General features: G+C 60.0%; 13 protein-coding genes and 1 riboswitch. Of the genes, 5 read left to right on the top strand and 8 right to left on the bottom strand.

Annotation, left to right across the window (positions count from 1 at the left end; genetic code table 11):
- Positions 1-196 precede the first annotated feature (196 nt).
- The 3 genes from FBY01_RS04110 to ahcY all read right to left on the bottom strand — a co-directional run bounded on the left by FBY01_RS04110 (position 197) and on the right by ahcY (position 3,572).
- Positions 197-1,000 (bottom strand): ABC transporter substrate-binding protein, encoded by an 804-nt coding sequence (locus FBY01_RS04110; RefSeq protein ID WP_010466917.1) that lies wholly within the window; start codon positions 998-1,000, stop codon positions 197-199.
- 125 nt (positions 1,001-1,125) lie between these two features.
- Positions 1,126-1,971 carry a methylenetetrahydrofolate reductase [NAD(P)H] gene (gene metF / locus FBY01_RS04105; RefSeq protein ID WP_010466919.1) on the bottom strand — a complete coding sequence of 282 codons (846 nt, stop codon included), beginning with the start codon at positions 1,969-1,971 and terminating at the stop codon, positions 1,126-1,128.
- A 191-nt stretch (positions 1,972-2,162) separates the two neighbouring features.
- A complete protein-coding gene (gene ahcY / locus FBY01_RS04100) occupies positions 2,163-3,572 on the bottom strand; it encodes an adenosylhomocysteinase (RefSeq protein WP_077747242.1) in 1,410 nt (469 codons plus the stop codon).
- A 23-nt stretch (positions 3,573-3,595) separates the two neighbouring features.
- Positions 3,596-3,698: riboswitch (S-adenosyl-L-homocysteine riboswitch) on the bottom strand.
- A gap of 189 nt (positions 3,699-3,887) precedes the next feature.
- On the opposite strand from ahcY, the gene FBY01_RS04095 reads away from it, so the two are divergent.
- Positions 3,888-4,292 carry an acyl-CoA thioesterase gene (locus FBY01_RS04095; RefSeq protein ID WP_010466921.1) on the top strand — a complete coding sequence of 135 codons (405 nt, stop codon included), beginning with the start codon at positions 3,888-3,890 and terminating at the stop codon, positions 4,290-4,292.
- A gap of 181 nt (positions 4,293-4,473) precedes the next feature.
- Entirely contained in the window at positions 4,474-5,361 is an 888-nt protein-coding gene (locus FBY01_RS04090) for a formate/nitrite transporter family protein (RefSeq protein ID WP_077747243.1), read from the top strand.
- Here FBY01_RS04090 and FBY01_RS04085 read toward each other — a convergent pair whose 3' ends face one another.
- Both FBY01_RS04085 and FBY01_RS04080 read right to left on the bottom strand, forming a co-directional pair.
- Positions 5,362-6,627, bottom strand: a complete 1,266-nt coding sequence (locus FBY01_RS04085) for a sodium:proton antiporter (RefSeq protein WP_145306753.1) — start codon at positions 6,625-6,627, stop codon at positions 5,362-5,364.
- Between the two features lie 173 nt (positions 6,628-6,800).
- Complete coding sequence (locus FBY01_RS04080; RefSeq protein WP_077747245.1) at positions 6,801-7,970, bottom strand: MFS transporter; 1,170 nt, start codon at positions 7,968-7,970, stop codon at positions 6,801-6,803.
- Between the two features lie 286 nt (positions 7,971-8,256).
- Between FBY01_RS04080 and FBY01_RS04075 the strand changes: the two genes are divergently transcribed.
- Complete coding sequence (locus FBY01_RS04075; RefSeq protein WP_010466925.1) at positions 8,257-9,090, top strand: EamA family transporter; 834 nt, start codon at positions 8,257-8,259, stop codon at positions 9,088-9,090.
- Between the two features lie 40 nt (positions 9,091-9,130).
- Positions 9,131-9,514 carry an MAPEG family protein gene (locus tag FBY01_RS04070; protein WP_010466926.1) on the top strand — a complete coding sequence of 128 codons (384 nt, stop codon included), beginning with the start codon at positions 9,131-9,133 and terminating at the stop codon, positions 9,512-9,514.
- A gap of 145 nt (positions 9,515-9,659) precedes the next feature.
- Here the strand turns inward: FBY01_RS04070 and FBY01_RS04065 are convergent, their stop codons facing one another.
- Positions 9,660-10,844, bottom strand: a complete 1,185-nt coding sequence (locus FBY01_RS04065; RefSeq protein WP_145306755.1) for a murein transglycosylase A — start codon at positions 10,842-10,844, stop codon at positions 9,660-9,662.
- A 128-nt stretch (positions 10,845-10,972) separates the two neighbouring features.
- Between FBY01_RS04065 and FBY01_RS04060 the strand changes: the two genes are divergently transcribed.
- Complete coding sequence (locus FBY01_RS04060) at positions 10,973-11,422, top strand: cytochrome c (RefSeq protein WP_042932506.1); 450 nt, start codon at positions 10,973-10,975, stop codon at positions 11,420-11,422.
- A 77-nt stretch (positions 11,423-11,499) separates the two neighbouring features.
- Here FBY01_RS04060 and FBY01_RS04055 read toward each other — a convergent pair whose 3' ends face one another.
- Together FBY01_RS04055 and ligB are read right to left on the bottom strand one after the other, a co-directional pair.
- Entirely contained in the window at positions 11,500-11,895 is a 396-nt protein-coding gene (locus FBY01_RS04055; RefSeq protein ID WP_010466929.1) for a DUF1090 domain-containing protein, read from the bottom strand.
- Positions 11,896-11,991: 96 nt separating this feature from the next.
- Complete coding sequence (gene ligB / locus FBY01_RS04050; protein WP_145306757.1) at positions 11,992-13,665, bottom strand: NAD-dependent DNA ligase LigB; 1,674 nt, start codon at positions 13,663-13,665, stop codon at positions 11,992-11,994.
- Positions 13,666-13,891 lie beyond the last annotated feature (226 nt).

Raw genomic sequence — 13,891 nt, 5'->3', positions numbered from 1 at the left:
GGCCCAATGGGAGTCTTGCCTGGCGCGAATGGCGTTTAAGAGGAACGCAATCCCGTCCGGTCCTGCTGGGTCTTGAAAGCTCGTCTGGAGCGCTCGCGCGGGCTGAAAAGCTGCGCTGTAGCGGATCGAGATGCCTTGAACAAGTCCGAGCGTCCGGGCGTGAGCCTGGCGGGAAGGCCGGAGTATAACAGAGCAATCACTGCGCGCCGCTTTCCTGCTGCTCAACGGTTTTTTCGGTGGTGGTGGCGGCGGCTTGCACCCCCGGGCCTGCACCATAACGGGCGCTGAGCTCAGCGTAGGCGGGCTCGCGCTTGAAGCGCTTGAGTTCGGCACCGAAACGCTGCACCAGCAAATCCATGCCGGCGTTACGGCGTACCGCCAAAAACTGGCTCTGGCGGCTGATGACGGTGGGGTTTTCGGTGATCTTGTCGCGGATGCCCAATTCGTCGAGCAAGTGCTGCCCGACCCGGCGATCAGTGATCAGCAGGTCGATCCGCCCGCGCACCAGTTTGCCGAAGTTGGCTTCATGGGTTGGCGCCGGCTCCCGGGTGAACAAAGTCGACTCGCTGAAATCCTTGCTATAGAGGTAGCCCGGCGAGGTGCCGACGGTCAGGCCTTTCAGGTCGTCGAGGGTGCGGAACGGATGGGGCCGCTCATTAGCGTAGAACATCACGAACTCGACTTCCGACAGCGGTTCGCTGGGGTAGAGCAAGGTAGCGTCGCGTTCATCGCTGTGAAAAATGTCCAGCGCTCCATCCGCCTGGCCTGTTTCAAGCATCGACAGGCAGCGTTTCCATGGCAGGAACTGCCAGTCCACTTCGATCCCCAGGCGTTTGAACACGATCGCCGTGGTTTCGTAATCCAGGCCCAGGGATTTGCCGTTTTCCTCATAGACATAAGGCGCCCACGGCTCGGTGACAATGCGCAACTTCTCGCCCCGGGCGGCAAAGCTCAGGCAAGAGAATAGAAACACGGTGAGTAACTGTGCGATCAGAGGCATGGCTTGAGATTACGACGAGAAGTCATAAAGAGCCAGAAATCGGATCCAGAAGCTCTGGCCCGAGGCGCAATCCATAAAAAAGGCCCTGGATTGCGCCAGAGCCTTCATTGGAGTGCTGCACTGTTTCAGCGCGGCAGCTTCAGGTTGTTCCACACCGCCAGGCTCGCTTCAGCCTGGTTCAGTGTGTAGAAGTGCAGCCCCGGTGCGCCACCTTGCAGCAGGCGTTCGCACATTTCGGTGATGACTTGCTCACCAAAGCCTTGAATGCTCTGGGTGTCGTCGCCGTAGGCTTCCAGCTGTTTGCGGATCCAGCGCGGGATTTCCGCACCGCAAGCGTCGGAGAAACGCGCGAGCTTGCTGTAGTTGGTGATCGGCATGATCCCCGGCACGATCGGGATGTTCACGCCCATCGCCCGTACACGCTCGACGAAGTAGAAGTAGCTGTCGGCGTTGAAGAAGTACTGGGTGATCGCACTGTCGGCGCCAGCGTTAGCCTTGCGCACGAAGTTGTTCAGATCGTCTTCGAAATTGCGCGCTTGCGGATGCATCTCCGGGTAGGCGGCGACTTCGATGTGGAAGTGATCGCCGGTTTCTTCACGAATGAACTCAACCAGGTCGTTGGCGTGGCGCATTTCGCCGCTGGCCATGCCCATGCCGGATGGCAGGTCACCGCGCAGGGCAACGATACGCTTGATGCCGGCTGCCTTGTATTGAGCCAGCAGGCCGCGCAGGTCGTCCTTGCTGTCGCCAACGCAAGACAGATGCGGCGCGGCCGGGACTTTGACTTCGCTTTCGAGCTGCAATACGGTGTTGAGCGTGCGATCACGGGTCGAACCGCCAGCGCCATAAGTGCAGGAGAAGAAATCGGGGTTGTACGTGGCCAGCTGACGGGCAGTGGCGAGTAGCTTTTCATGCCCAGCGTCGGTCTTCGTAGGGAAGAACTCGAAGCTGTAGCGACGGTCTTGGGACATGGAGGGAACCTCCAGCTACAAGCTGCAAGCTGCGAGCTGCAAGAGAAGCGGAGGTGCGCTGATCTCTTGTGCCTGGAGCCTGCTGCCTGAAACTGTTTTGGAATAGGGGCAGAGCTCTCGAGCTTCGCGCGGCAAGTTCGGCTTTTGACCTTGCTTGCCGCTTGAAGCTTAAAGCTCGCAGCTGCTTTGTCTTAGTAGCGGTAAGCGTGCGGCTTGAACGGACCTTCGACGGTCACGCCGATGTAGTCGGCCTGGGTCTTGGTCAGTTGAGTCACAACGCCGCCGAAACCTCGGACCATTTCCAGGGCCACTTCTTCGTCGAGTTTCTTCGGCAGTACTTCAACGGTCAGGCGCTCGGCTTTCTGGGCTGGCGACAGGTCGGCGTACTTCTGGCCGAACAGGAAGATCTGCGCCAGAACCTGGTTGGCGAACGAACCGTCCATGATGCGGCTTGGGTGACCGGTAGCGTTACCCAGGTTAACCAGACGGCCTTCGGCCAGCAGGATCAGGTAGTCGTCGTTCTGGGCATCGAATGCGCCAGGGCCGGTACGGTGAATTTTGTGAACCTGCGGCTTCACTTCTTCCCATGCCCAGTTCTTGCGCATGAAAGCGGTGTCGATTTCGTTGTCGAAGTGGCCGATGTTGCAGACAACAGCGCGCTTCTTCAGGGCTTTGAGCATGTTTGCATCGCAAACATTGACGTTGCCGGTGGTGGTCACGATCAGGTCGATCTTGCCCAGCAGGGCTTTGTCGATGCTGGCTTCAGTACCGTTGTTGATACCGTCGATGAACGGCGAAACCAGCTCGTAGCCGTCCATGCAGGCTTGCATGGCGCAGATCGGGTCGACTTCGGAGACCTTGACGATCATGCCTTCCTGACGCAGGGACTGAGCCGAGCCCTTGCCCACGTCACCGTAACCGATGACCAGCGCTTGCTTGCCGGACAGCAGGTGGTCAGTACCACGCTTGATCGCATCGTTCAGGCTGTGACGGCAGCCGTACTTGTTGTCGTTCTTGCTCTTGGTCACCGAGTCGTTGACGTTGATGGCCGGGATTTTCAGCTCGCCCTTGGCCAGCATGTCCAGCAGGCGGTGAACGCCAGTGGTGGTTTCTTCGGTGACGCCGTGGACGCGGTCCAGGATCGCCGGGTATTTCTTGTGCAGCAGCTCGGTCAGGTCGCCGCCGTCGTCGAGGATCATGTTGGCATCCCAAGGCGCGCCATCTTTGAGGATGGTTTGCTCCAGGCACCACTCGTACTCTTCTTCGGTTTCGCCTTTCCAGGCATAAACCGCGATACCGGCAGCTGCGATAGCGGCAGCGGCCTGGTCTTGAGTCGAGAAAATGTTGCAGGACGACCAACGCACTTCGGCACCCAGGGCAACCAGGGTTTCGATCAGCACGGCAGTCTGAATGGTCATGTGGATGCAGCCAAGGATCTTGGCGCCTTTGAGTGGCTGCTCACCGGCGTACTTGCGGCGCAGACCCATCAGGGCTGGCATTTCGGATTCGGCGATGATGGTTTCGCGACGGCCCCAGGCAGCCAGGGACATGTCGGCCACTTTGTAATCGTTAAAATCTGCAGGCGTGATAACAGCGCTCATGATGAGCCTCCATTCGTAATGTATGCGAATGGGCGCCGTTGTGCGTTTAGTGTCCGGCCGATCATGGCCAGTCAACGCCCCATCCGAGCCTGACAGGTCGAACCTGCTGCAGCGCCCCTCGGACAGGTGGCGGGAAAACGGTAGTAGCCGTTTTAAATCGGTGGCGATTATAGCTTCCTTTGTCCGGCTAGTGGCAAGTGACAAGCTACAAGCGGCAAGCAACAGCGAATCTGCATTTACTTGCAGCTTGGCGCTTAAAACTTGAAGCTGGGGGCAGAACCCTATCGCTCAAACGTCTCAATCCTGGAGCCCCCTATGAATTTCCACACCCGCAAATGGGTAAAACCCGAAGACCTCAACCCCAACGGCACACTGTTCGGCGGTAGCCTGTTGCGCTGGCTCGACGAAGAAGCGGCGATCTACGCCATCGTCCAGCTGGGCAATCAGCGAGTGGTCACCAAGTACATTTCCGAGATCAACTTCGTCAGCGCCTCGCGCCAGGGCGACATCATCGAACTGGGCATCACTGCCACCGAGTTCGGTCGTACCTCGATAACCCTGAAATGCGAAGTACGCAACAAGATCACCCGCAAAAGCATCCTGACGGTGGATAAGATTGTCTTCGTCAACCTGGGTGAAGACGGCTTGCCCGCGCCGCACGGCCAGACCGAGATCAAGTACGTCAAAGACCAGTTCAAGGACGACGTCGCCAGCGAGTAATGCGAGCCCCGTAGGAGCGAAGCTTGCTCGCGAAGGCGTCATTTGTGTCACCAGCAATACCGAGGTGAACCCTTCGCTGGAAAGCCTCGCTCCTACAGAGCCAGTTTCGTTGGACGGTCAGTGAACAGCTCCGGGCCGCGCGTGTCGTACCTACATGACACATCACCTGTTCCGGAGCGCTATGGACATCAAGCAAGACGGCAAGACCCCAAACCTGTCGCCGGAAGAACAGCACGACGTCGACAAAAACCAGCCACCGCGGGCTGCGGTGCTGCATGAAATCATCCGCACCCAGGGCGATCAGGAGCTCGAACGCAGCGTCGCCGCCTTGTGGTGGTCGGCACTCGCCGCCGGCCTGACCATGGGCCTGTCGCTGATGGCCATGGGACTGCTCAATTCTCGACTGCCGGACGGTGAAGGCTTCAAGGTGATCGCCAGTTTCGGCTATTGCGCTGGCTTTCTTGCGGTAATCCTCGCCCGTCAGCAGTTGTTCACCGAGAACACCCTGACGGCCGTGCTGCCGATCATGACCAAACCCACACTGAACAATTTCGGGCGATTGCTACGCCTGTGGTCGGTGGTGCTGGTCGGCAACCTTTGCGGCACGCTGCTCGTGGCCTACGTGATGCTCCATCTGCCGATTTTCGACAGCAAGACCGACCTGGCCTTCCTCGATATCGGGCGCAAGATCATGGAAAACGACGCCAGCCAGATGTTCGCCAAAGGCATCGTGTCGGGCTGGATGATTGCCACCATGGTCTGGATGATCCCGTCCATGGAGAGCGCCAAGATGTGGATCATCATCCTCATCACTTACCTGATGGCGCTGGGGGATTTCACCCATATCGTGGTCGGTTCGGCCGAGGTCTCGTACCTGGTGTTTGCCGGCGAGTTGCCGTGGAAGGATTTCTGGCTGGTGTTCGCCGGGCCGACGCTGGCTGGGAACATCATCGGCGGCAGCTTCATCTTCGCGCTGATCAGCCACGCGCAGATCCGTAGCGAGAGCGGTCCGCCGAAGAAGACGGCGGATCAGGCGTCGGAGCCTGATCCGCAGAAGAGCAAAAAGTAATCAGTGATGCTCGGCCTGTGCCGCTGGCGCAGGCTCATCCCGGGTCACGTGCTTGACCAGTTTGCCGATGCTCAAACCCTGCAGCAGGATCGACGACAGCACCACGATGTAGGTGATGCTCAGCAGCAAGTCGCGCTCCGGGCCCAGCGGCAGGGCCAGGGCCAGGGCCACCGAAACACCGCCGCGCAAACCACCCCAGGTCAGAATCCGGATTGTCCCGCGCGGCACGGTGCGCCAGCGCCGCAGCAGCACGATGGCCGGCGCGACCGTCAGCAGGCGCGAAAGCAGAATCGCCAGTGCCAGCAAACTCGCCGCCAGCACGTGCAGCCAATTGAACGGTAGCAGCAACAGCTCCATGCCGATCAGAGCGAACAGCAGGGCGTTGAGCATGTCATCGAGCAATTCCCAGAAGCCGTCCAGGTACTTGCGCGTCATGTCGTTCATCGCCAGGTTGCGGCCCAGGTTACCGATGATCAGACCCGCGACGACCATCGCGATGGGGGCGGACACATGCAGCTCCGACGCCATGGCCGAGCCGCCGATCACCAGCGCCAGGGTCAGCATGACCTCGATCTGATGCTGCTCGATGCTCTTGATCATCAGGTACACCAGATAACCGATCAGCCCACCGAACAGCACGCCGCCAATCGCCTCATGGGCGAACAGCATCGCTGTGGCGCCGACGGTCGGGGTTTCACCGAGTTGTGCGATGCCCAGCAACACGGTGAACACCACCACGGCCGTGCCGTCGTTGAACAGCGACTCGCCGACGATGGTGGTTTTCAGAGGCTTGGACGCATTGGCAGTCCGTAGCACGCCGAGGACCGCGATCGGGTCGGTGGGGGAAATCAGCGCGCCGAACAGCAGGCAATAAAGGAAGCTCACGTGCCAGCCGAACAGGGCAAAAATGTAATAGGCGAGGCTGCCGATCACCGCCGTGGCGATCAATACGCCGAAGGTCGCCAGCAGCCCGATAGGCCAGCGGTAGCTGCGCAGGTCATTGAGGTTGACGTGCAGGGCGCCGGCGAACAGCAGGAAGGAAAGCATCCAGTTCATCAGCAGATCGCCAAAATCGATCTGGCTGATCAGCTGCTGAATGCGCTCTTCGAGGCCGGGGTAGCCGAGCAAGCTCAGGCCTTGCAGCAGCAGGGAAAACATCAGCGCGGTGACCATGACCCCGATGGTCGGAGGCAGGCCGATGAAGCGGAAATTCACGTAGGTGAGGAGTATGGTCAGGCAGATAAAGGCAGCGACAAGTTCGAGCATCCGGGGTCCTTGGATGGGGGGGTGGGGTTTAAGGCAGTTGCACCGAGTCAGTTTCTTCGCGAGCAGGCTCGCTCCCACATGGAGTTCGGTCGTACACAGAATCTGAGTGCACTGGAGATCCACTGTGGGAGCGAGCCTGCTCGCGATAGCGGTGTCAGCAGCGACGCAATGATTCAGCCGGACACATTGACCGCAGTCGCACCGCGGCGTTGCAGATAGATGTAGAACAGCGCGGTCAGCACCGTCAGGCCACTGACCAGCGCACCGGTCCACGGCAGATCCGCCAGATCCGCACCGCTGGCAACCACCAGCCCGCCGATCCACGCACCGGCCGCATTACCGAGATTGAAGGCGCTCTGGTTCAGCGTCGAGCCAAGATTCGGCGCTTCATGCGCCTGATCGATGATCAGCAGTTGCAGAATCGGGCACAGGGCAAACGCGAAAATCCCCCACAGCACCAGTGTGATCGCCGCCGGAATCACCGAGTGACTGGTCTGGCTAAAGGCAGCCAATACGACCGCCACGGCCAGCGCCATGCCCACCAATGAAGGCAGCAATCGGCTGTCCGCCAGGCGACCGCCCAGCATGCTGCCCGCCGTCAGGCCGACGCCAAACAACAACAGCATGATTGTCACGCCATGGGGGCTGACACCGGTGATGTCCTGCAGAATCGGCGCGATGTAGGTGAACACGCTGAACAGACTGGTCGACGCCAGCACGCTCATGCCCAATGCCAACAACACATTGACCTTGCCCAGCACTTTGAACTCGCTGGCGAGGTTGGCTTTGTCCATCGCGATGTCCTTCGGCAGCCAGAGCCACTGCGCGAGCGCTGCAATCACCCCGATCACCGAGACCGCCCAGAACGTCGAACGCCAACCGGCGTATTGCCCAAGCGCGGTGCCCAACGGCACGCCGAGCACGTTGGCCAGCGTCAGGCCGGTGAACATCATGGCAATGGCCTGCGCCCTTTTGTTCGGTGCAACCAGGCCCGCCGCGACTACCGAGCCAATGCCGAAGAACGCACCGTGGCACAGCGCGGTGACCACTCGCGCGGCCATCAACGTGGCATAGTTCGGTGCCAATGCGCACAGCACGTTGCCGAGGATGAACATCAGCGTCATGCCCAGCAGCGTGGCTTTGCGCGGCATGTTGGCGGTGCCGATCGCAAGAATCGGCGCGCCGAACACCACGCCCAGGGCGTAGCCGGTGATCAGCAGGCCGGCGTGGGGAATGCTCACGGCGAGGTCGCGGGCGACGTCGGGCAGCAAACCCATGATGACGAATTCAGTGGTGCCGATGCCGAACGCGGCAACAGCGAGGGCGAGCAAGGCGAGTGGCATGCGCAAGGTCTCTGTCGGTAGTCTTGACGCTTTGATCAGGCATACGCATGCCGATGACCGTTCTCGAAGAGAGCGGGCAGGGGCAGAAATTATTGGAATTAGTCTGTGCGCAACTGAGTGCGGCGTGGTCGCTTGCAGTATAAACAGCTGCTGACATATGGCGAATCAATTATCCACGCGCGTCCTGTAGGAGCCAGGCTTGCCGGCGAAGGCGTCCTTGAGATTGCCTTCGCCGGCAAGCCTGGCTCCTACAGGGGGGCGCGGCGGTCAATAAAAGGAGCGTGCCGTGCTTGCGACGGCTTTGGTGTTGGTGGCGGCGCTGTTGCACGCGGCGTGGAATACCCTGATCAAATTCAGTGCCGAACGGCTGCTGGTGGTGGCCTGCATGGATAGCGTCGCGATGCTGTTTGTCGCTCTGATGCTGCCGTTCGTGGCGCTGCCACCGATTGAAATCTGGCCATGGATTCTGGCGTCGGCGGCGTTCGAACTGCTCTATCGCTATCTGCTGATCCAGGCGTATCGGGTCGGCGACCTCGGGTTGGTCTATCCGTTGATGCGTGGGCTGTCGCCGCTGGTGGTGCTGGCACTGACGCTGATCTTCGCTGGCGAAGTCCTGACAAATCAGCAGATTTTCGGAATCCTGTTGATTCCGTTTGGCATGCTGTGCCTGCTCTGGCAGGGCGGTGGTGGTGCGCGTCTGCCGTGGTCGATGTTGCCGGTGGTGGCGCTGATCGGCCTGTGCATCGGCTGCTACACCTTCATCGATGGCCAGGCGTTACGGCGCTGGTCGCACCCTCTGGACTATCTGGTCTGGGTCACGTTGCTCAGCGCTTGGCCGTTCCCGTTGCTGGCGCTGGTAAGCAAGCGCACGGCGTTCATGCTGTTCTGGCGTGAACAGTGGCGACTGGGGCTGGCGGTCGGGTTCTGCGTGTTGTTCAGCTACGCTTTGGTGCTGTGGGCAATGCAACTGGGGTCGATTGCCGAAGCGGCGGCGTTGCGCGAGATCAGCGTGATTCTGGTGGTGCTGTTCGGCATGCGTTACCTGAAAGAACCTTTCGGCAGGCCAAGGCTCTTAGCCTGTGGGCTCGTACTGATCGGTATTTTGGTCATGAAGTTCTAACGGGCACTCAACATTCCAAAACTGAAGAAAGGACTGCTTTATGACGGTTGCTCTGTGGTGCGTTTTGATCGCGATTTTCCTGCCCTATCTCTGCACGGTCATCGCCAAGGTCAGTGGCAGGTTCAGGCTGCAAGACAACCATGACCCCCGGGACTTTCTCGAGTCGCTCAATGGTCTGGGCAGGCGCGCGCATGCGGCGCAACTGAACAGCTTTGAAGTGACCCCGGCGTTTGCGATCGCGGTGATTGTTGCGCATCTGGTGGGCACGGCGCAGTTGGTGACGGTTAACGTGCTGGCGGTGCTGTTTATCACCAGTCGGCTGCTGTACATCATTTGCTACCTGGCGGACTGGGCGATATTGCGGTCGCTGGTGTGGTTTGTGGGGATGGGGTTGATTGCCAGTTTCTTTGTGGTGTCGGTCTGAAAGTATTGCGGTGATTTGTCTGGCCTCATCGCGAGCAGGCTCGCTTCCACAGTTGATCTTCAGTGAACACAAACGCTGTGTACAACCGAGATCCACCGTGGGAACGAGCCTGCTCGCGATGACTATCTAACTGCAAATACAAGGCTTACGGGTTGGCCTTCGCCGCATCGGCAACCTGCGGCACTTGCGGCAACGCCGCGCCTTTAGGCCAGAGCATCCAGATCTGCCCTTGCTGTTTCATGTCCCCGGCCAATTGCCCGGCCGCCTCGCCAGTGCCCCAGAACAGATCCGCACGCACTTCGCCGGCAATCGCGCCGCCAGTGTCTTGCGCCGCCACGGGCCGTACCAGTGCCGTACCGTCCGGTTTTGTCGTGGATAACCACAACAGGCTGCCCAGCGGAATGACTTTGCGGTCCACTGCCGCGCTGTAACCGGCCGTCAGCGGAACGTTCAGCGAGCCGCGTGGCCCTTCGTTGCTGTCCGGGTTGCGAGTGAAGAACACGTAACTGGGGTTGCTGCCCAGCAGTTCCGGAATGCGCGACGGATTGGCTTTTGCCCACGTGCTGATGGCGCCCATGGTCACGTCTTCTTTCTTCAGCTCGCCTTGCTCCACCAGCCAGCGCCCGATGGGGCGATAGGGATGGCCGTTCTGGTCAGCATAGGCAATGCGCAGTTGGCGGCCGTCGTCGAGCTGGATGCGACCCGAACCCTGGATTTGCAGGAATTGCAGGTTCATCGGGTCGGTCAGCCACGCAACCACTGGCGCCTTTACTCCATTGGTCTCAATCGTTGCCGCATCGTCGTAAGGCTTGAGCACGCGACCTTCGAGGCGTCCGCGCAGGCGTTTGCCTTTGAGTTCCGGGTAGATGCTGTCCAGCGAGACAATGATCATGTCCTCGGGCACGCCGTACACCGGAATGTTCGCCACTTCGCTCTGGGTCAGGCTGCCCGGGTAGACCGGCTCGTAATAGCCGGTGATCAAACCGTTGGGATTGTCATTGGCGGCGCGCAGGCCGTAGACGTCGAGGTTCTGCTTGAGGAAGCCGCGAATGTCGCTGGCGGTCTGCGGCACATTGGCGGAAGCCGCGCAGGTCGATCCCCAGACCGGGTCGGCCTTGAGTCGGGTGCAGGCGCTGCGCCACGAGCCGAAGCCGGCGACCAGGTCATTGTCGGACACCGCCGGCAATGCTTCCCAGCTGGTACTGGAGTAGGTCGCCAGGGCGTGGGTTTTAGGGGTGTCTTTATCGCCGCCGGTGCAGCCGGCGAGCACGGCCACCATTGGAAGAGTCCACACGAGGTGGTGACGCCATGCCTTGAAACGGCTGTTCATGGAGTAATTCCTTTGTCGGTTGCCTGAGTGCTCCATGCGCTCAAACAACCCGTATTGATAATAGGGCTATTGGTCTTTGCCGATGACACGAGGATACTGGCCGCCGTTTCCCGTGACCTGAAGCCACCATGACTCTTAAAAGACTTTCTGTTGTATTGCTGGCCTGCCTGACCTTGTCTGCCTGCGGTGGCGTTGATCCGAATTCGCCGCTGGGACAACGCAAGGCGATCTTCAAACAGATGCTCAAGACCGGTGAAGACCTGGGCGGTATGTTGCGTGGTCGTATCCCGTTCGACGGTCCGAAATTTGCCGAAGGCGCCGTGAAACTTGACACCTTGTCCCGTGAGCCTTGGAAACATTTCCCGCAAGTGCGTGAAGAAGATCACAGCAGCGCCAAGGACAATGTGTGGCAGCAGCAGGCACGCTTCCAGGACATGGCCCGCACCCTTGAAGCCGCCACCGGTGAATTGGTGATTGCCAGCAAGGTTCAGCCTTACAAGGCCAGTAACCTGGGCCCGGCGGTGCAGAAAGTCGAAGATGCCTGTAGTGCCTGCCATAAAGAGTTTCGGGATCATTGATAGGCAATGCATTCCTGTCGCGAGGGGGCGTTCCGACAAGCCCCTCGTCACAAAAGCGCCCTCGCTCAATTCGGGGGTTACTTGTCCAACTCGTCGAGCGCGTTCTGCAATTCCTTTCGGGACTCGGCAAGTTTGTCTTTGCGCTTGTTGATCTTGTCCGGATCGCCTTTCTTCATGGCCTTGTCCAGATCGGCCTGGCGCTGGCTGACTTCATGCTTGGCATCGAGCACCTTGTTTTCCCGTTCTTTCTTCAGCGAGGCGTCGGTGCAATGGGTGGTGACTTCGCTCAGGGCCGTTTCGAGGCCAGCCTGCTGTTCAGCATTGCCGTGGGATTTGGCCAGTTCGATCTGATTGATGATCCCCTGTTTCTTGGCGGCGCAGCCGGTCAGCCCCGGGGCTTCTTCGGCGGCCATCAGGGGAGCGGCCATCACGCTGCAAAGGGTCAGCAAGGCGAGTGGTGAAAGAAATTTCATAAAAGCTCCAAGTGCGAAGACAATCGGGTCGATGTGGCGATGGGCGTTTGAGCCCGTCGGCCCCTTTGGGTTCCCGGGCTGCCGGGGGCTCGGTGTTTAAAAGCCGTCAATCCCGGCCATACGTAATGTTTGACTCAGTGCCAGGACGTGCGGGTCGCGGAAAAAGGCGCTCAATTGCGCTGCGCGTCCCGGGCCGATACCTGCTTCTGCCTGCCATTGTTCGGTGTTTCTATTCGCCAGTTCCTGCCATGAATCGGCAAGCCGTGCCTGGCCGGTCGGCGGCAACCCCAAGGCTTTGAGCCAGCGAGCGAAAGGGCGTTGCCGGGCACTGTTGAAGCTGTTTAGAAGACGAGCCGCGCTGCGTTCGCCGAAGCCATCAATGTTAGCAAGCTCTTGAGCATCGAGGGTCAACCAATCCAACAGGCTGTCGAGGCGGCCTGTTTCGAAAAGTTTCTCCCAGGTGCCAGGGCCGAGATGGGGCAAAGCCAGTCCTTGCTTGCCGCTGAGCCAGGTCAGGCGCGCTAGGAATTGGCTCTCGCAGCCTGATGTCGGTTGCCAGCAACTCAAATGGTGAAAGTCTGCTGCCGATGGCGCGTTTAATTCAGTGCGTTCGGTACTGCGCAGCACGACGCCATCGAGCCTTGGAATGGTCAGTCCCGCCAGGCTGATGGACACCTGATCCCCAGGGCGGACATCCAGCTCTTCCCAGCGTCGCAGGGAGCTGACGCTTACCCGTTTGATCTGTCGGTCATCCAGCTTCACCGGCGTCAGGTCCAGCACCGGAGTAATCCGCCCCGTGCGACCAATCTTGAAGTGGACCTTGCGCACTTCGGCCAGTGCCTGGGCGAACGGATATTTCCAGGCAACGCTCCAGAAGGAGGGGCGCGCCTGCCAGCGTTCTGCCGGTGGTCGCTGGCTCTGACGCAAAACGACGCCGTCACTGGCGAAGGGCAGTGGCGTGCGATACCAGTGATCGCGCCATCGTTCAGCGTCGGCGAACACCTTGATCGGCTGACTGTAGGGCGCCGTGCCCGGAAAACCCATTTCATCGAGAGCCGCCACGCGCGCCGGCAGGCTTGCCGGACCTTGCGGCCAATCCCAGACAAACAACCCGATACCACCTGCCTGCTCGGCGGTCAGCTCTTTGCGGGCCATCAACCCGGCCACCGTGGAGCGGGCGTTGAGGCTGCCTGCCTTGGCTTGCACATGGTCGTTCAGGCGCCAGTAGAGTTCGCCTTGCACCAGCACATCCAATGGTTGCGGCAGATGCCGGGGAATGGCCGCAATCTGTCGGGCCGAGGCGGTCCAGTCCTGGCCATTGACGCCGTTACCGCGGCTGATCGCCTGATGCAGCGAGCCGTTGCGATAGATCAGCGTCACGGCCACGCCGTCGACCTTGGGTTGTATCCAGATGTCATTGCGCTCGCGTAGCCAATGCTCGACTGCTCCGCCATCACGCAGTTTTTCCAGGCCGGTGTGAGCGATGGGGTGGGCCATCTTGCCGCCCGCCGTGCGCAAGGGGTCGGGCGCCAGACTCAAATCAAAGCACTCACGCCATTCGCTCAATCGCGCGCGGGATTGATCATAGATTTCATCGGCGACCAGCGAGCGTCCGTGGCGGTGATAGTTGTCGTCCCAGAAATCGATCTGTTTTTGCAGGGCAGTGATTTCGTCCAGGGCGCGGGCGGGTGACCAGTCGGGGCAGTCGGCAGCTTTCGAACTCAGGCAAAGCAGGGTCAGGAACAAAGCGGAAAACAGGCGCAGAAGCATCGTGAGCGTCCTTGCTCAGGGGGGATGCTTGAAGGTTAGTCAGTATTTTTTTTAGGAAGGAGTGGGTGTTTTGCCTGGTGTTTCCGGGCTGGATCTTCAGTGAGGGCAAAGCTGGCGCATGACAGGACTAATGTGGGAGCGAGCCTGCTCGCGATGGGGGCGATCCGGTGTAAAGCGAAACCAATAAAAAGCCCCGCACGGCGAACCGTGCGGGGCTTTTGGTACC

Source organism: Pseudomonas sp. SJZ077, from assembly GCF_007993905.1.
Taxonomy (GTDB): domain Bacteria; phylum Pseudomonadota; class Gammaproteobacteria; order Pseudomonadales; family Pseudomonadaceae; genus Aquipseudomonas; species Aquipseudomonas mandelii.
This window is presented reverse-complemented; position numbering and strand designations above follow the sequence as displayed.